The 15,036-nt window shown below is 67.8% G+C and carries 16 protein-coding genes; 11 read left to right on the top strand and 5 right to left on the bottom strand.

The features are described from left to right. Positions 1 to 91: 91 nt before the first annotated feature. Complete coding sequence (gene ilvA / locus CVM50_RS08930; protein WP_085889560.1) at positions 92 to 1,327, top strand: threonine ammonia-lyase IlvA; 1,236 nt, start codon at positions 92 to 94, stop codon at positions 1,325 to 1,327. Positions 1,328 to 1,428: 101 nt separating this feature from the next. Here the strand turns inward: ilvA and CVM50_RS08925 are convergent, their stop codons facing one another. Further along, positions 1,429 to 1,752 (bottom strand): Hpt domain-containing protein, encoded by a 324-nt coding sequence (locus CVM50_RS08925; protein WP_085889561.1) that lies wholly within the window; start codon positions 1,750 to 1,752, stop codon positions 1,429 to 1,431. A gap of 196 nt (positions 1,753 to 1,948) precedes the next feature. Between CVM50_RS08925 and CVM50_RS08920 the strand changes: the two genes are divergently transcribed. Further along, entirely contained in the window at positions 1,949 to 3,253 is a 1,305-nt protein-coding gene (locus tag CVM50_RS08920; RefSeq protein ID WP_408634056.1) for a PP2C family protein-serine/threonine phosphatase, read from the top strand. Positions 3,254 to 3,263: 10 nt separating this feature from the next. Here CVM50_RS08920 and CVM50_RS08915 read toward each other — a convergent pair whose 3' ends face one another. Then, positions 3,264 to 3,698: an NUDIX domain-containing protein gene (locus tag CVM50_RS08915; protein WP_085889710.1), complete on the bottom strand. Its 435-nt coding sequence runs from the start codon at positions 3,696 to 3,698 to the stop codon at positions 3,264 to 3,266. A 76-nt stretch (positions 3,699 to 3,774) separates the two neighbouring features. Here CVM50_RS08915 and hslO point away from each other — a divergent pair, with 76 nt between their 5' ends. The 6 genes from hslO (at position 3,775) to CVM50_RS08885 (ending at position 10,370) form a co-directional block, all read left to right on the top strand. Next, entirely contained in the window at positions 3,775 to 4,794 is a 1,020-nt protein-coding gene (gene hslO / locus CVM50_RS08910; RefSeq protein ID WP_085889562.1) for an Hsp33 family molecular chaperone HslO, read from the top strand. Further along, positions 4,778 to 5,398, top strand: a complete 621-nt coding sequence (locus CVM50_RS08905) for a CoA pyrophosphatase (RefSeq protein WP_085889563.1) — start codon at positions 4,778 to 4,780, stop codon at positions 5,396 to 5,398. The genes hslO and CVM50_RS08905 overlap by 17 nt, the downstream gene beginning before the upstream one ends. After that, positions 5,395 to 6,567, top strand: coding sequence for a CCA tRNA nucleotidyltransferase (locus CVM50_RS08900; protein ID WP_085889564.1), 1,173 nt, complete (start codon positions 5,395 to 5,397; stop codon positions 6,565 to 6,567). Before CVM50_RS08905 ends, CVM50_RS08900 begins: the two co-directional genes overlap by 4 nt. A 73-nt stretch (positions 6,568 to 6,640) precedes the next feature. After that, positions 6,641 to 8,521, top strand: a complete 1,881-nt coding sequence (locus tag CVM50_RS08895; RefSeq protein WP_085889565.1) for an ABC transporter ATP-binding protein — start codon at positions 6,641 to 6,643, stop codon at positions 8,519 to 8,521. 54 nt (positions 8,522 to 8,575) lie between these two features. Then, positions 8,576 to 9,808, top strand: a complete 1,233-nt coding sequence (locus tag CVM50_RS08890; protein WP_085889566.1) for a class I SAM-dependent RNA methyltransferase — start codon at positions 8,576 to 8,578, stop codon at positions 9,806 to 9,808. A 73-nt stretch (positions 9,809 to 9,881) separates the two neighbouring features. Then, positions 9,882 to 10,370: a L,D-transpeptidase family protein gene (locus CVM50_RS08885; RefSeq protein WP_085889567.1), complete on the top strand. Its 489-nt coding sequence runs from the start codon at positions 9,882 to 9,884 to the stop codon at positions 10,368 to 10,370. Between the two features lie 117 nt (positions 10,371 to 10,487). Here the strand turns inward: CVM50_RS08885 and dalA are convergent, their stop codons facing one another. Beyond that, the gene (gene dalA, locus CVM50_RS08880; protein WP_085889568.1) at positions 10,488 to 11,036 is read right to left on the bottom strand and encodes a divisome-associated lipoprotein DalA; all 549 of its coding nucleotides are present in this window, start codon (positions 11,034 to 11,036) and stop codon (positions 10,488 to 10,490) included. A 180-nt stretch (positions 11,037 to 11,216) separates the two neighbouring features. On the opposite strand from dalA, the gene CVM50_RS08875 reads away from it, so the two are divergent. Then, positions 11,217 to 11,837 (top strand): L,D-transpeptidase, encoded by a 621-nt coding sequence (locus CVM50_RS08875; protein ID WP_085889711.1) that lies wholly within the window; start codon positions 11,217 to 11,219, stop codon positions 11,835 to 11,837. Positions 11,838 to 11,983: 146 nt separating this feature from the next. Beyond that, positions 11,984 to 12,163, top strand: a complete 180-nt coding sequence (locus CVM50_RS08870; protein ID WP_085889569.1) for a hypothetical protein — start codon at positions 11,984 to 11,986, stop codon at positions 12,161 to 12,163. Positions 12,164 to 12,289: 126 nt separating this feature from the next. Here CVM50_RS08870 and hemH read toward each other — a convergent pair whose 3' ends face one another. Further along, positions 12,290 to 13,342: a ferrochelatase gene (hemH, locus tag CVM50_RS08865; RefSeq protein ID WP_085889570.1), complete on the bottom strand. Its 1,053-nt coding sequence runs from the start codon at positions 13,340 to 13,342 to the stop codon at positions 12,290 to 12,292. A gap of 90 nt (positions 13,343 to 13,432) precedes the next feature. After that, positions 13,433 to 14,260 carry a methyltransferase domain-containing protein gene (locus tag CVM50_RS08860; RefSeq protein WP_085889571.1) on the bottom strand — a complete coding sequence of 276 codons (828 nt, stop codon included), beginning with the start codon at positions 14,258 to 14,260 and terminating at the stop codon, positions 13,433 to 13,435. A gap of 36 nt (positions 14,261 to 14,296) precedes the next feature. On the opposite strand from CVM50_RS08860, the gene CVM50_RS08855 reads away from it, so the two are divergent. Further along, entirely contained in the window at positions 14,297 to 15,016 is a 720-nt protein-coding gene (locus tag CVM50_RS08855; RefSeq protein ID WP_232618195.1) for a ComF family protein, read from the top strand. The last annotated feature ends 20 nt before the right edge of the window (positions 15,017 to 15,036 follow it).

Below are 15,036 nucleotides of genomic sequence, written 5' to 3'. Positions count from 1 at the left end.
GCAAGCGACAGCCCCGCAAAGCGCCTTGTACGAAGGGCTTTCGACCCGCCGCCCCTTGCCAAAAGCCGCGCCGTGCGGCACCTCTGGCGCCATGGATACCTTCGTTCAGGCCGCCCGCGACGCCATGGAGGCGATGCGCGAGGTCTTCCCCGCCACGCCCCTGATGCGCAACGATCACCTTTCGGCCAAGTACGGCGCCGAGATCTGGCTGAAGCGTGAAGACCTGTCGCCGGTGCGCAGCTACAAGCTGCGCGGGGCCTTCAACGCCATGCGCAAGGAGCTGGCGGAGCGGGAGGTGAGCGCCTTCGTCTGTGCCAGCGCGGGCAACCACGCGCAGGGCATGGCCTTCATGTGTCGGCATTTCCAGGTGCCCGGGGTCGTCTTCATGCCGGTGACCACGCCGCAGCAGAAGATCGACAAGACGCGCATCTTCGGCGGTGAGTTTGTCGAGATCCGCCTGGTCGGGGACTATTTCGACGACACCCTGGCCGAGGCGCAGCGCCATTGTGCCGAGGTGGGCGGGCATTTCCTGGCGCCCTTCGACGATGTGGACGTGATCGAGGGCCAGGCCTCCGTCGCCGCCGAGATCGAGGCACAGCTGCCCGACCTGGCCGACATGATCGTCTTGCCCGTGGGCGGGGGCGGCCTATCGTCCGGTGTGCGCAGCTATTTCGGCGATCGGATCGCCTATCGTTTCGTCGAACCGGCGGGCGGGCCCTCCCTGCGCGCCGCCGTTGCGGCGGGTGAGCCGGTGACGGTGAAGATCGCGGACAACTTCGTCGATGGGGCCGCCGTGGCGAAGATCGGCGCACGGCCCTTCGAGCGGCTGCGCGACGTGGATCCGGCCCATGTGCTGGCGCTGCCCGAGGATCGCATCTGCATCACCATGCTGGACATGCTGAACGTCGAGGGCGTCGTGCTGGAACCTGCCGGCGCCCTGTCGATCAACGCGCTGGAGGACCTGAAGGGTCAGATCGCCGGCAAGCGGGTGATCTGCGTCACCTCGGGCGGCAATTTCGATTTTGAACGCCTGCCGGAGGTGAAGGAACGGGCGCAGCGCTATGCGGGCGTGAAGAAGTACTTCATTCTCCGCCTGCCGCAGCGCCCCGGCGCCCTGCGCGATTTCCTGGAAATGCTGGGGCCGGAGGATGACATCAGCCGGTTCGAGTACCTGAAGAAATCCGCGCGCAACTTCGGCTCCGTGCTGATCGGGATCGAGACCAAGCGGGCCGAGAACCTGGATGCGCTTTACGCGCGGATGGACGCGGCGGGCTTTACCTATCGTGACATTACGACCGATCCGGTGCTGTCGGAATTCCTGATCTGACTTGGGTCGGCGCTGCCCGTCGACCCGCAGGTTGGCCTCCGGCGGAACGGTGCAGGCCGTGTGATCTGCGTGGTCGCTGAAAAGGCACCGGGGCGCAACGCTCAGGCCGCCAACCGCTCGGGCAGTTCGGCCAGGAAGATGGCCTTGCTTTCGGCATAGCTGGCGCGGATCGCCTCCAGATCCACGGCAGCCCCTTCGCCCCGCGCGGCCCGGGCCTCACCCTCTGCGCATAGGTCCGAAAAATGCGTGAACCCGAGGTTCAATGCCGATCCCTTCAGCGCGTGCAGCACCTGTTCCAGCCTCGGGCCATGGGCCAGCGCCGCCAGCGTTTCCTCGACCTCATCGAGGAAGATCTCGACCACCTCGTCGAAATCCTCGGCGCCGACATCGTTGCGCAGTTCGGTGACCTGGGACCAGGTAATCATCACAGCCTCCGCCTGTCCGTGGCCGACGCTAGGCCGTGATGTTTAACCGGGGCTGAAGCCAGGGCGGTGTTTAGCGACAAGTCGAGCTTTAAGAGGCTCTTAAATCCGGCTGTCTAAGGCTGTGGCGCTTGGACCGGCCCCGCGTCGGCGGGCCGACCGAAACGGGCGAAACAGGCAAGTGGTCTTGGATGTGCAGTTGAAAAGCGACCAGAGGGCAGGGGCGCGCCCCGTGCTGCCGGAGGACGGGGCGGAGGGGATCTCTGCCCCGGGTCAGGCCGCGCGCCGCGTGCTGGTGGTGGATGACAGCCGGTTGCAGCGGCGCATCCTGCTGTCGTCGCTGTCGGGCTGGGGGTATGAGCTGCGCGAGGCCGACAGCGGGGAGGCCGCCCTGGCCGTCTGCCGCGACTGGCCGCCCGACCTGGTGATCAGCGACTGGATGATGCCGGGCATGGACGGGCTGGATTTCTGCAAGCAGTTCCGCACCCTGGAGCGGGAGAGCTATGGCTATTTCCTGCTGCTGACCTCGAAGAACGAGAAGGTCCATGCCGCCGAAGGGCTGGATGCCGGGGCCGACGATTTCCTGACCAAGCCGGTGAACAAGGCAGAGCTGCGGGCGCGGCTGAACGCCGGCGAACGTATCCTCGACATGCAGGAGGAGCTGACGGCGAAGAACCGCATCATCCGCCAGACCGTCAGCCGGCTTCAGGCCGCCCATGACGTGATCGACAGAGATCTGATCGAGGCGCGCAAGCTGCAGCAGAGCCTGGTGCGCGACCGGCACCGCGCCTTCGGGCCGATGCAGATCTCGCTGTTGCTGCGCCCCGCCGGGCGCGTCGGCGGCGACCTGGTGGGGTTCTACCCGATCGACGAGCAGACCTTCGGCTGTTTCGCCATCGACGTGTCGGGCCACGGGATCAGCTCGGCCTTGATGACGGCGCGGCTGGCGGGCTACCTGTCCTCGGCCGTGCCCGAACAGAACGTGGCGATCCGCGCGCTGCCCGGGGGCGGCTATGCGCCGCGCGATCCGGCGGAGGTGGTGGCCCATCTCAACGACCTGGTGCTGGGGGAGATGACGACCGAGCACTACTTCACCATGATCCTGGCCCATGTGCAGATGACCACGGGGCGGGTGCGGCTGGTGCAGGCGGGCCATCCCCATCCCGTGTTGCAACGCGCCGATGGCCACATCGCGGAGGTAGGGCGGCCCGGCGTGCCCGTGGGCCTGCTGCCCGAGGTCGCGTTCGAGGAATACGAACTGGTCCTGCGCCCGGGGGATCGCCTGCTTGTCACCTCCGACGGGATCACCGAATGCCCCGATCCGACAGGGCGGCTTCTGGACAGCGACGGGCTGGCCCGGATCCTGCAGGACTTGCGTGGCGCCTCTGGCACCGCCTTTCTGGAGGGGATGTTGTGGCAGCTGGGGGACTACGGCGGCGAAGAGGAGTTCCCCGATGACATTTCCGCCGTGCTGCTGGAATACCCGCAGCCGGCGCCGGGGTAGTCAGCCCGTGCTAGAGCAGCTGGCGCAGGATGCCGGCGTCGCCTTCGCTGCCCAGCAGGTCCACCGCGATCTCCGGCGCCATCCAAAGGGCAGTGTGATGCGGCTCAATCGGCTCGGACCGGGCCATGATAGGGCGCGCCATGTAGATGTGGCACAGCTTCTCGGCATACATGTCGTAGTCGGGCATCCAGACGAAGCGGCGGTAGACGCCGACCCGGCGCGGTGCGGCGATGGTCCAGCCGGTTTCTTCCCAGACCTCGCGGTGCAGGGCGCGCACCGGGCTTTCGCCGGGATCGATGCCGCCGCCGGGCAGCTGCACCTCGGCCTCCGGTTCGGCCTGGTAGGTCAGCAGCAGTTTCCCGTCGCGTGGCAGGATCGCATAGGCCCCGGGCCGCAGGGTGTATTGCGTGTCGGACAGGGGAGGCTTGCCGTAGCGACGCATGATGTCTCCTTGAAGCGGGCTCGCTTGCCCCTTAGGTGGCACCGGGTTATGCCAAGAGCAAGCGGATAGGACCCATTTCATGACCCTCAGCAGCAAGATCGCCTGGGACGACACCGTTTTGCCGTTCCAACTGGACAATGCCGACATCCGCGGCCGCGTGGCGCGGCTGGACGGGGTGCTGGACGGCATCCTGAAGCAGCACGATTACCCGCGCGCGGTCGAGGCCCTGGTGGCCGAGATGGCGCTGCTGACCGCGCTGATCGGCCAGACGATCAAGCTGCGCTGGAAACTGTCGCTGCAGGTGCAGACCAAGGGGGGCGCGGTGCGCATGATCGCCACCGACTACTACGGCCCCACCGAAGAGGGGGAGCCGGCGCGCATCCGTGCCTATGCCTCTTACGACAAGGACAAGGTCACCGGCGACGACCCCTGGTCGCAGCTGGGCAATGAGGGCTACTTCGCCATCCTGATCGACCAGGGCCAGGGCATGCAGCCCTACCAGGGGATCTCCCCGCTGGCCGGGGGGTCGCTGCGCGCCTGCGCCGAGGCCTACTTTGCTCAGTCGGAACAGATCGCCACGCGGTTCAACCTGTCCTACGGCCTGTCGCGCGAAGCGGGCGGCGAGGAACATTGGCGCGCCGGGGGCGTGATGCTTCAGATGATGCCGGGCGCCGGGATGCACGTCAGCGAAGGCAGCGGCGAAAAGGGCCTGTTGACCGCCAGTGACCTGGTGGAGAGCGACGAGGAGAAGTCGGAGAACTGGAACCGGGTGAACTTCCACCTGGATACGGTCGACCAGCTGGAGCTGATCGGCCCCTCCGTGGCGCCGACCGACCTTCTGGTGCGCCTGTTCCACGAGGAAGTGCCGCGCGTCTTCGATTCCCAGCCGGTGAAGTTCGGCTGCTCCTGCTCCGAGGACAAGGTGCGGCAGTCGCTGTCGATCTACTCGGCCAAGGACATCGAGACGATGACCACCGAAGAGGGCGTCGTGACCGCAGACTGCCAGTTCTGCGGCGCCCATTACGTGCTGGATCCGGCCACCGTCGGGTTCGAGGCTGAAGGGAAGGACGCCCTTGGCAACGATGTGTCGAAGGACTGATCCACGCGATCCCCGTGACCTGCTCTCCGTGGCGCTGTCCCGCGCCACGGAGCCATCGTCGGATTTCGATCTGAATGATGACGCGCATCTGCTGGCCAATGTGAAGACGCGGCCGGCGGGCGTGCTTTGTGCGGTCGAGGATCTGGGCGGCGTGCCCCATGTGATCCTGACGAAACGCTCCTCCCGGCTGAAACATCACCCCGGCCAGATCGCCTTTCCGGGGGGCAAGCAGGACCCGGGCGATGCCGACCCGATTGCCGCCGCCCTGCGCGAGGCGGATGAGGAGATCGGCCTGCCGCCCTCGCATGTCGAGGTGCTGGGCACCTTGCCCAAGCATCGCACCGTCACCGCCTTTCAGGTGACCCCGGTCATTGCCTGCGTCACCGCCCCCTTCGTGGCCCGCCCCGAACCCGGCGAGGTCGAGGAGATCTTCCGCGTGCCCCTGGCCCATGTGCTGGACCGGCGCAACTATTCGATCCAGTCGCGGCGCTGGCAGAACTCCATGCGCCATTACTTCACCGTCCCCTGGGGGCCCTATTACATCTGGGGCGCCACGGCGCGGATGTTGCGGGTTCTGGCCGAGGCGGTGGAGGTCGGGCAATGACCGGGGACGCCCCGCGGATCACCGGCGACTGGCTGACGGCGCCCGCCACGCGCGCGGTCTGCGATGCGCTGACCGAGGGTGGGCACCAGGCCTGGTTCGTCGGCGGTTGCGTGCGCGATGCGCTGCTGGGCGTGCCGGTCGGGGACATCGACATTTCCACCGATGCGCGTCCCGAGACGACGCTGGCCCTGGCGCAGGCCGCCGGGCTGAAGGCGCTGCCGACGGGGATCGACCATGGCACGATCACCGTGGTCTCGGGCGGCATCCCGCATGAGGTGACGACCTGGCGCCGCGACGTGGAAACCGATGGCCGCCGCGCCGTGGTGGACTTTGCCGACACGATGGACGAGGACGCGCGGCGCCGCGACTTCACCATGAACGCGCTCTATGCCGATCCGGAAGGGCGCGTGGCCGATCCGTTGGGGCAGGGGGCGCGGGATCTGCGCGCGCGTCGCCTGCGGTTCATCGACGATCCCGATCAGCGCATCCGCGAGGATTACCTGCGCATCCTGCGCTATTTCCGCTTTCACGCCCGGTTCGGCGATCCTGACGCCGGCATGGACCCCGAGGCCCTGGCGGCCATCGCCGCCAATGCCGACGGCATCGACGGGCTGTCGCGCGAACGCGTTGGGGCCGAACTGGTGAAACTGCTGTCGGTCGCCGATCCGATGCGCGCCCTGGCGGCCATGGATCAGACCGGCGTGCTGCGCCACGTCCTGCCCGGTGCCGGCCTGCGGGCGCTGGGGCCGCTGGTGCATCTGGAGGGCACGCAGGGTCGCGCCCCCGATCCGGTGCTGCGCCTCGCCGCCCTGGGAGGAGAGGACCCGGGCCCCGCCCTGCGGCTGCCCAAGAAGGATGCGGCGCGCATCACCCGGCTTCGCGACGAGGCAACCGGCACCCGCGGCCCCGCAGAGCTGGGCTGGCGCCACGGCGAGGAGGAGGCGCAGGCGATCCTGCTCCTGCGGGAGGCCCTGCTGGAGATGCCCCTGCCGCCCGACGCCATGGCCCGTGCGCGGTTCGGCGCGGCGCAGACCTTCCCGCTGAGCGCGAAGGACCTGCAGCCCCGGTTCCAGGGGCGCGCGCTGGGTGAGGCCCTGCGCCGGGCGGAGGCGCTGTGGATCGCCTCCGATTTCACCCTCGACGCTGGCGGATTGCTGGCCGCGCTCTAGCTTTCCGCCTGTCCCACGCCGGCGCTTGAATCCCCCGATGCGCGCGGGGATAACTAGGCGAAAGGGGCCCGACATGCTCAATATCAAGACCTGGCCTGCGAAACTGGTCGATCCCTATCGCCCGGCCAAGGGCGCGCCGCCCGACACATTGCTGGCCTTCATGGGCTGGTGCCTGTCCGGCGCCTGGCCGGGCCTTGCCCTGGGCGCATTCCTGGCCGCGCTGTCGGGGGCGGCGGATGCGGGCACCGCCTGGATCCTGGGGGCGGTGGTCGACGGGGCCGAGACCATGGGCCGCGAGGCGTTCTTCTCCGTCGCCAACCTGGCGCTTCTGCTGGGCGCGCTCGGCTTCTTCCTGATCGCGCGGCCGCTGTTCATGGGGCTGTCGACCGCGGCCACCTCGATGATCCTGCAGCCGAACCTCTTCTCGCTGGTGCTCAGCCGCGTGCATCGCTGGACCATGGGTCAGTCGGTCGTCTACTTCGACAACGATTTCGCCGGGCGCATCAGCCAGAAACAGATGCAGACCTCGCGCGCCATGACCGACGTGGCTTTCGAGGTCATCAACGTGGTGGCCTTCGCCCTGGCCACCCTGGCTGGCTCGATCGCGCTGATCATCTCGATCGACGGCTGGCTGGGGCTGATCTTCCTCCTCTGGCTGGCGGGCTATTTCGCCCTGATCCGTGTCTTCATGCCGCGTATCCGCGAACGCTCGGCCAAACGGGCCTCGGCCCGGGCCATGGTGTCGGGCGTGGTCGTGGACACGATCACCAACATCAAGACGGTGAAGCTGTTCGCCCACACCGAACATGAGGACCGCGCGGCACTTGGGGCGCTGGAGAACTTCCGCCAGACGGCGCTGTCCTTCGGCCGCATCTCCACCGCCTTCCGGGCGCTTCTGACCATCATCGGCGGGCTGCTGCCCGTGCTGCTGGTCGGTGGCACGCTGATCTTCTGGTCGCGGGGCACGGCCAGCGTGGGCGACATCGTGGCGGCGGGCGCCGTGGCGGTGCGGGTGGCGCAGATGACCGGTTGGGTCAGCTTCGCCCTGATGGGCATCTATGCCAGCGTGGGCGAGGTCGAGGATGGGATGCGCACCCTGGGCCGTCCGGTGCGGCTGCACGACAAGCCCGGCGCGACCGACCTGGTGGTACCCCAGGGCGAGATCCGGTTTGACCACGTGGGCTTTGCCTACGGGCAGGAAAAGGGCGGCGTGAAGGACCTCGACCTGGTGATCCGCCCGGGCGAGAAGCTGGGCATCGTGGGCGCCTCGGGGGCGGGCAAGTCGACGCTGGTCTCGCTGCTGCTGCGCCTCTACGACGCCGAAAAGGGCCGCATCCTGATCGACGGGCAGGACATCGCGGGCGTCACCCAGGACAGTCTGCGCCGCAATATCGCGCTGGTCACCCAGGACACCTCGATGTTCAACCGCTCGGCGCGGGAAAACATCCTCTATGGCCGTCCTGACGCCAGCGAGGATGAGCTGATGGAGGCCACCGACAAGGCCGAGGCGCATGCCTTCATCGAAGAACTGTCCGATTTCGAGGGGCGCACCGGCTACGACGCCCGGCTGGGCGAGCGGGGGGTGAAGCTGTCGGGTGGACAGCGGCAGCGCATCGCCCTGGCCCGTGCCATTCTGAAGGACGCGCCGATCCTGGTACTGGACGAGGCCACGAGCGCCCTGGACAGCGAGGTCGAGGCGCAGATCCAGGAGGCGCTGGAAAACGTCATGCAGGGCAAGACGGTGCTGGCCATCGCGCACCGCCTGTCGACCATTTCCCACATGGACCGGATCGTGGTGCTGCATGACGGTGAAATCGCCGAGCTGGGCAGCCACCGCGAGTTGTTGGCGCAGGAGGGCCTTTACGCCCGCTACTGGGCGCGGCAGTCGGGCGGCTTCCTGGTGACGGACGATGACGAGGCGGAAGAGGCCCAGGGCGGCGCGGCCGCCGAGTGAGCCCTGCTGCGAAAGGGCTAGGCGAAGCGCCGCGCCTCATGTAGGAGCCGCGCCATGCAAGAGTTTCAGATCCAGCGACTGGGCCACCACGGCGACGGGATCGCCGCAGGCCCCACAGGCCCGATTTTCGCCCCCATGACCCTGCCCGGGGAACGGGTGACCGGCACCCTTTCGGGCGACCGGCTGGAAGGGGTGAAGATCCTCGAACCCGCCCCCGAACGGGTGGCGGCGCCCTGCCGGCACTTCCGCTCCTGCGGGGGCTGCGCGGTGCAGCACGCGGGCGACGGTTACGTGGCGGCCTGGAAACGCGGGATCGTGGAAACCGCCCTGGCAGGCCAGGGGATCGAGGCAGAGATCGCGGGCGTCGAGACCTCGCCCGCGCAGTCCCGCCGCCGGGCCTCCCTGTCGGCGCGGCGCACGAAATCGGGGGCCATCGCCGGCTTCCACGGGCGCGCCTCGGGCGCCATCGTCGAGGTGCCCGATTGCCAGCTGCTGCATCCCGACCTGATGCGCGCCATCCCCGTGGCCGAGGCGCTGGCCGTGGCGGGCGGGGCCCGCAAGGGAGAGCTGTCGGTGCTGGCGACCCTGTCGGAAGCAGGGCTCGACATCTCGGTGAAGGGCGGCAAGGAACTGGACGAACCCCTGCGGCTGACGCTGACCGAGGCGGCGCAGAAGCTCGACCTGGCGCGGCTGTCGTGGGAGGGCGAGCTGATCGTCACCCGCAACCCGCCCTTCCAGCGGTTCGGCCGCGCCCAGGTGGTGCCGCCGCCCGGCGCCTTCCTGCAGGCCACGCAGCACGGGCAGGACACGTTGCTGGCCCATGTGCTGGAGATCGTGAAGGGCGCCAAGAAGGTCGCGGACCTCTTCGCCGGTTGCGGCACCTTCGCCCTGCCGTTGTCGGAACGGGCCGAGGTGCTGGCGGTCGAGGGCGACCGCGCCATGACCGCCGCGCTGGAAGACGGCTGGCGCCGCGCCGGGGGGCTGCACGCCCTCAGCGCGATGCAGCGCGACCTCTTCCGCGATCCGCTGGAGGGCGACGACCTGAAGGGCATCCAGGCCGTGGTGATCGACCCGCCGCGGGCGGGCGCCGAGGCGCAGGTGCGCGCCCTGGCCGAGGCCCGCATGCCGGTGATCGCCGCTGTCAGCTGCAACCCCGTGACCTTTGCCCGTGACGCGCGCCACCTACTGGCCGCCGGCTACAGGATGGGCCCGGTGACGGTGGTGGATCAGTTCCGCTGGTCGCCCCATGTGGAGGTCGTGGCCGGATTTTCGCTCAACAAGTCGTGATCGCCGCCTTGCCGCTTTTCGCGGCCCCATGCGGGCTGGTAGACTGGCGAAAACCCCGAAAACGAGCAGATCAATGAAAAGACGGGCAGTGCTTTCCCTGGTCCTGGCGGCAGTCGCCACGGCCTGTTCCAAGTTCCAGACCTACCGCGGGCCGGAGGTCACGCGCATCCACGTGCTGAAAGGTCAGCGGCGGATGTACCTGATGCATCACGACGAGGTGCTGAAGGCCTACGACATCGGCCTGGGCTTCGCGCCCGTGGGCCACAAGCAGTTCGAGGGCGACGGCAAGACCCCGGAGGGCGCCTATATCATCGACCGCCGCAACCCGAACTCCCAGTTCCACCTGTCGATCGGCGTGTCCTACCCAAACGAGACCGACATGGCCTTCGCCGAGGAGCAGGGGCGCAGCCCGGGGGGCGACATCTTCATCCACGGCAAGCCGCGCAAGTACCGCAACGCGCCGCAGGACTGGACGGCCGGCTGCATCTCCGTCTCCGACAAGGAGGTGGAGGAGATCTACGCCATGGTGGGCAACGGCACCCCGATCTACATCCACCCCTGACCCCCGGTCGGATCGCGGCATGTCATGCGACATGAAAAAGGGCGGCCCGCGGGCCGCCCTTTTCGTAACTGTCTGATATGTCTTGGATTAACCGCCTATGCGGTTAACGGGATGCGATTACTGGGCCATCGCCATTTCGGGGCTGCGGGCGCCCATGATGAGGGTCCACCAGATCTTGCCGTTGTTTTCCTGATGCCAGGCAAAGCCCATGTCGGTGGCGCGTTTGGACAGCAGCACGCGGCGTGTGTCGTCCTTGTCCATCCAGGCGGAAATCGTCTCCATCTCGGTTTCGTATGTCTCCGAGATGTTCTCGCCGATCAGGCCGCCGGGGTAGCCCACGCGCTGCACGCGGTCGATGGGCGAGGAGCCGTCAGAGCCGAAGTGCCAGGGGCGGTTCTGGTTGGACATGTCGCGCGAATGGGTGGCGGCGGCGGCGGTCAGCTGCGGGTTCAGCTGCACCGGCGGGGCGCCGGCGGCGCTGCGCAGGGTGTTGACCGAATCCAGGACCTCGTAGGGGATCCGGTTCCGCGCATTGCCCGAGATCCGGTAGAGCTTGGGCAGGGGTTTGCCGTCGGCGGCCAGGGTCGTCGTGGGCTGCTGCGACACGGGGCTGACACAGCCGGACAGGAAAAGCATGGCAGGCAGGAGAAGTAGAATGAAACGCATTGGGGCTCCGCCGAGTTAAGTAAAGCTAAGACCGCTTAGCGCGGCCGGGTGACCTTTTCAAACGCACATGCCCGTGAGGCGGTTCAATGACATGCGTTTGAATTGCGACTGCGGCAACTTCGCCATATGGTGCCGCCGCAGGTCCGGCGCCATTTGGCCAGATCGGATACGGAGATGAAGATGACTTTCCCCAAATTTCCCACGCGGCGTGCCTTCTTTGCCGGCGGTGCCGCTGCCCTCGCCAGTCCCGCCCTCGGCCAGGTGGTCGGCGGCGGCGAATATGCGACCCCCTTCGAGAACTCGACGGAAGTGGAGCGTGACCCGAACGAAACCGCGCGCCGCAATATCTCGTCCTTCCGTTCGCTCGACTGGCGCCCCTATTTCGACAACACCCGCAAAGGTGCCATCCTGGTGGATATCGACAGCCGTGCGCTGCACTTCTGGTCTGAGGACCAGTCGGTTTATCGCCTGTATCCCACCTCGGTGCCGCTGACCGAGGACCTGACCCGGCGCGGCCGCACCTCGGTGGTGCAGAAGGTGGAAAACCCGACCTGGCGCCCGACGCCCTCGATGAAGCAACGCAACCCCGAGTGGCCTGACGTGGTCGAGGGCGGCGCACCGGATAACCCCTTGGGCGTGCGCGCTCTTTACCTCAGCTGGACCTACTACCGAATCCACGGCACCCATGACACGCGCAAGATCGGCCGCCGGTCCTCCAACGGCTGCATCGGTCTGTACAATGAACACATCCTGGAGTTGTTCGACCTGTCGCAAGTGGGCACGCAAGTGTTGCTTATTTGACGACATTTCCTTGTGCGGGTTGGACCTTACGCATGTTGCCAATTGCATTTTGCGCCCCGGCCCGCGTATGACGGAATCACGAGGTAAGTCTTGGGTGCCGGTCGATTTATGTCTATTCGTCTGCCGGCCTTTATCTGGAGGATAAAATGAAAAAACTCGTTCTCGCCGCCGCTCTGGCCGCAGCCGCAACCACCGCTTCCGCTGGCGCCTACTCCGAGCCGGTCATCGAAGCTCCGGTTGTCGTCGAAGAAACCACCAGCTCGTCCGCCGGCATCATCCTGCCGCTGATCCTGCTGGCCGTGGTTGCTGCAGCCATCGCCGACTAATTCGGCAGGCGCATAGCAAAAAAGAAGGCGGTGGAGCAATCCACCGCCTTTTTTCATGTCTGGTGCCCAGATCCGAGGACGCCGGGCCTGGGTCGGGCAGGCCGCCACAGGCCCGCCCGGGGCGCGTCAGTCCAGCCAGCCCTGCAGGTTGCGCTCGATCTCGAAGGCCAGCGCGGCGATGTGTTCCTCGTCGTCGTTCAGGCAGGGCACGTAGGTGAAGCTTTCGCCGCCCGCATGTTCAAAGCTCTCGCGGATTTCCTCGTTGATCTCCTCCAGCGTCTCGATGCAGTCGGCGGAGAAGGCGGGGGCGATCACGGCGATCTTCTTCTTGCCCGCCTCGGCCAGGCGCGCGACCTCTTCCACCGTGTAGGGTTGCAGCCAGTCTTCGGGACCGAACTTCGACTGGAAGGTCGTGGTGATCTGCCCGTCGTCCCAGCCCAGCCGTTCCTTCAGCAGGCGCGTCGTCTTCACGCACTGGCAATGGTAGGGATCCCCTTCGGTCAGGTAGCGGAAGGGCAGGCCGTGGTAGGAACAGACCAGGATGTCGGGCTTGTCCTCCATCTCCGCGTACTTGCGTTCAACCGAAGCCGCCAGCGCCTCGATATAGGCGGGGCTGTCGAAATAGGGGGGCAGGGTGCGGGTCGCCGGCTGCCACTTCTCCTCCATCAGCGCGCGGAAGAACTGGTCGTTGGCGGTGGCCGTCGTGGCGCCGGCGTACTGCGGGTAGAGGGGGCAGAACAGGATCTTGGTGCAACCCGCCTCGACCATCTTGCGCACCTTCGAGCGGGTCGAGGGGTTGCCGTAGCGCATGCAGAAATCGACCATCACCCCCTCTTCGCCATAGCGTTCGGCCAGGGCGGCGGTCAGCGCGGCGGTCTGCGCCTTGGTGATCGTCATCAGGGGTGATTCGTCGTCTTCGGTGTTCCAGATCGTGCGGTAGGCCGCGCCGGATTTGAACGGGCGGATCGACAGGACGATGCCCTGCAGGATCGGCTGCCATTTCCATTTCGGATAGTCGATGACGCGCTGATCGCTGAGGAACTCGGACAGGTAGCGGCGCATGGACCAGTAGTCGGTGTTGTCCGGCGTGCCGAGGTTGGCCAGCAGCACGCCCACCTTCTCCCGCGGGATGGCCGGGTGGCTGGCGGGGGCGTGGTCGGGGCGGGTTGCGTCGTCCATGGGGGCTCTCCTGGCAATGTCGTCCCCGGGGATAGAGGGTTCACGCCCCGGGTCAATGCGTCACGTCATCAGGCGCGGGCCGCCGCGCCGTCAGGATTTCAGTGGCGTCTCGGTGGTGCTCAGCGCCTCGGCCAGGGAGGCGCGGGCGGAGCCGGGACGCAGCGGTTTCTGCTGGCTTTCGTGCGGGGCCCAGCCGGTCAGGGTGACCAGCTCGAAGGTGGCGGGTACGCGGCCCTCGGCGTCGCCGTGGGTCTGCAGGTAAAGGTCCACCGCGCGCATCATGACGGCCCGGCGCGTCGGGTGGCGCAGCCGGTCGTTCAGCGCGTTGCCCTCGCCCATGGCGCGCAAGTCCGCCAGCAGTTTCAGCGGCGAGGAATAGTCGACCTGTACCGCGTCGCTGTCGGCCACTGGCAGGGCGAACCCCGCCCGTTGCAGCAGGCCGCCCATGTCGCGGATCTCTCCCATCGGGGCGATGCGCGGCGACAACCCGCCCGTCACCTCGACCTCGGCCTGGCCCAGGCAGGCGCGCAGCTCGGTCAGGGTCTGGCCGCCGAAGAAGACCGCCAGCATCAGCCCGTCGGGCCGCAGGGCGCGGCGGCACTGGATCAGCTGGCCGACCGGGTCGTTGGACCAGTGCAGGTCGAAGACATGCATCACCAGGTCGGCGGATCCGGGTTCCACGTCCAGCACTTCCGCCGCGGGGATGATCCGCGGCGCGACCGGGAAGGGCGCGCTCAGCGCGCGCCAGTGGTCGGGGTAGGGGGTGATCAGCAGGGGATCGGTAAACTCTCTCTTAACCATCTCGACCCGATCCTGAAGGTCCAGCGCGGCGCGCTCGTGCAGGAAAAGGGCGTCTGCGGTGGCGCGGGCCCGATTGCGGGCCAGGGCGTCGGTATCGGTGAGGATCGGATGGGTCATGCGCGATTAGATAGGAGCTTCGGCGGCGCTGTGCAAATGGCACTGCGCCTGATCTATCCGCCGCGCTGCCTGGGCTGCGGCGGGCTGGTCGAAAGCGACTTCGGCCTGTGCGGGCCGTGCTGGCGCGACACGCCCTTCATCGGCGGCCTGGCCTGCGATGGCTGCGGGCTGCCGCTGCCCGGCGGGCGACCGGGCGAGGTGGCGCGCTGCGACGGCTGCCTGGCCGATCCGCCGCCCTGGGCGCAGGGGCGGGCGGTGATGCTCTATGAAGGGATGGGGCGGAAACTTGTGCTGGGGCTGAAGCATGGCGACCGGCATGACATCGCGGCCCCGTCGGCCGCCTGGCTGGCCGAGGCGGCGGAAGGGATCGTGGCCCGCGGCGCCGTCATCGCGCCGATCCCGCTGCACTGGCGGCGACGGGTGCGACGCGGCTACAACCAGTCGGCCCTGCTGTCGCGTGGGCTGGCCCGCGCCCTGGCGGCGCATGCGGTGCTGGACCTGCCCGACCTGCTGGAACGCCCCCGCGCCACGCCTTCGCTGGACGGGCGGCAGCGGGCCGAGCGGCGCGCGATCCTGAAGGGCGCGATCCGGGTCGCGCCCCGGTACGCCGACAGGCTGGCGGGGCGACCGGTGCTTCTGGTCGACGATGTCCTGACCTCGGGGGCGACCTTTTCGGCGGCAACCCGGGCCTGCCAGGCCGCCGGTGCCGCAACGGTTGCGGTTCTGGCACTGGCGCGGGTGGGCAAAGCACCTTAGGTTGGCGGCCGAACCGGATA

The sequence above is a fragment of the Pseudooceanicola marinus genome (assembly GCF_002786295.1).
Lineage (GTDB): Bacteria > Pseudomonadota > Alphaproteobacteria > Rhodobacterales > Rhodobacteraceae > Pseudooceanicola > Pseudooceanicola marinus.
Note: the sequence above shows the minus strand (reverse complement) of the source record. Positions and strands in the feature narration are given on the sequence as shown.

What these genes read in the sequence shown, in the direction of transcription:
- ilvA (WP_085889560.1), top strand. Translation starts at nt 92, where the DNA reads ATGGATACCTTCGTTCAGGCCGCCCGCGACGCCATGGAGGCGATGCGC.
- CVM50_RS08925 (WP_085889561.1), bottom strand. Translation starts at nt 1,752, where the DNA reads ATGATTACCTGGTCCCAGGTCACCGAACTGCGCAACGATGTCGGCGCC.
- hslO (WP_085889562.1), top strand. Translation starts at nt 3,775, where the DNA reads ATGACCCTCAGCAGCAAGATCGCCTGGGACGACACCGTTTTGCCGTTC.
- CVM50_RS08905 (WP_085889563.1), top strand. Translation starts at nt 4,778, where the DNA reads ATGTGTCGAAGGACTGATCCACGCGATCCCCGTGACCTGCTCTCCGTG.
- CVM50_RS08900 (WP_085889564.1), top strand. Translation starts at nt 5,395, where the DNA reads ATGACCGGGGACGCCCCGCGGATCACCGGCGACTGGCTGACGGCGCCC.
- CVM50_RS08895 (WP_085889565.1), top strand. Translation starts at nt 6,641, where the DNA reads ATGCTCAATATCAAGACCTGGCCTGCGAAACTGGTCGATCCCTATCGC.
- CVM50_RS08890 (WP_085889566.1), top strand. Translation starts at nt 8,576, where the DNA reads ATGCAAGAGTTTCAGATCCAGCGACTGGGCCACCACGGCGACGGGATC.
- CVM50_RS08885 (WP_085889567.1), top strand. Translation starts at nt 9,882, where the DNA reads ATGAAAAGACGGGCAGTGCTTTCCCTGGTCCTGGCGGCAGTCGCCACG.
- dalA (WP_085889568.1), bottom strand. Translation starts at nt 11,036, where the DNA reads ATGCGTTTCATTCTACTTCTCCTGCCTGCCATGCTTTTCCTGTCCGGC.
- CVM50_RS08875 (WP_085889711.1), top strand. Translation starts at nt 11,217, where the DNA reads ATGACTTTCCCCAAATTTCCCACGCGGCGTGCCTTCTTTGCCGGCGGT.
- CVM50_RS08870 (WP_085889569.1), top strand. Translation starts at nt 11,984, where the DNA reads ATGAAAAAACTCGTTCTCGCCGCCGCTCTGGCCGCAGCCGCAACCACC.
- hemH (WP_085889570.1), bottom strand. Translation starts at nt 13,342, where the DNA reads ATGGACGACGCAACCCGCCCCGACCACGCCCCCGCCAGCCACCCGGCC.
- CVM50_RS08860 (WP_085889571.1), bottom strand. Translation starts at nt 14,260, where the DNA reads ATGACCCATCCGATCCTCACCGATACCGACGCCCTGGCCCGCAATCGG.
- CVM50_RS08855 (WP_232618195.1), top strand. Translation starts at nt 14,297, where the DNA reads ATGGCACTGCGCCTGATCTATCCGCCGCGCTGCCTGGGCTGCGGCGGG.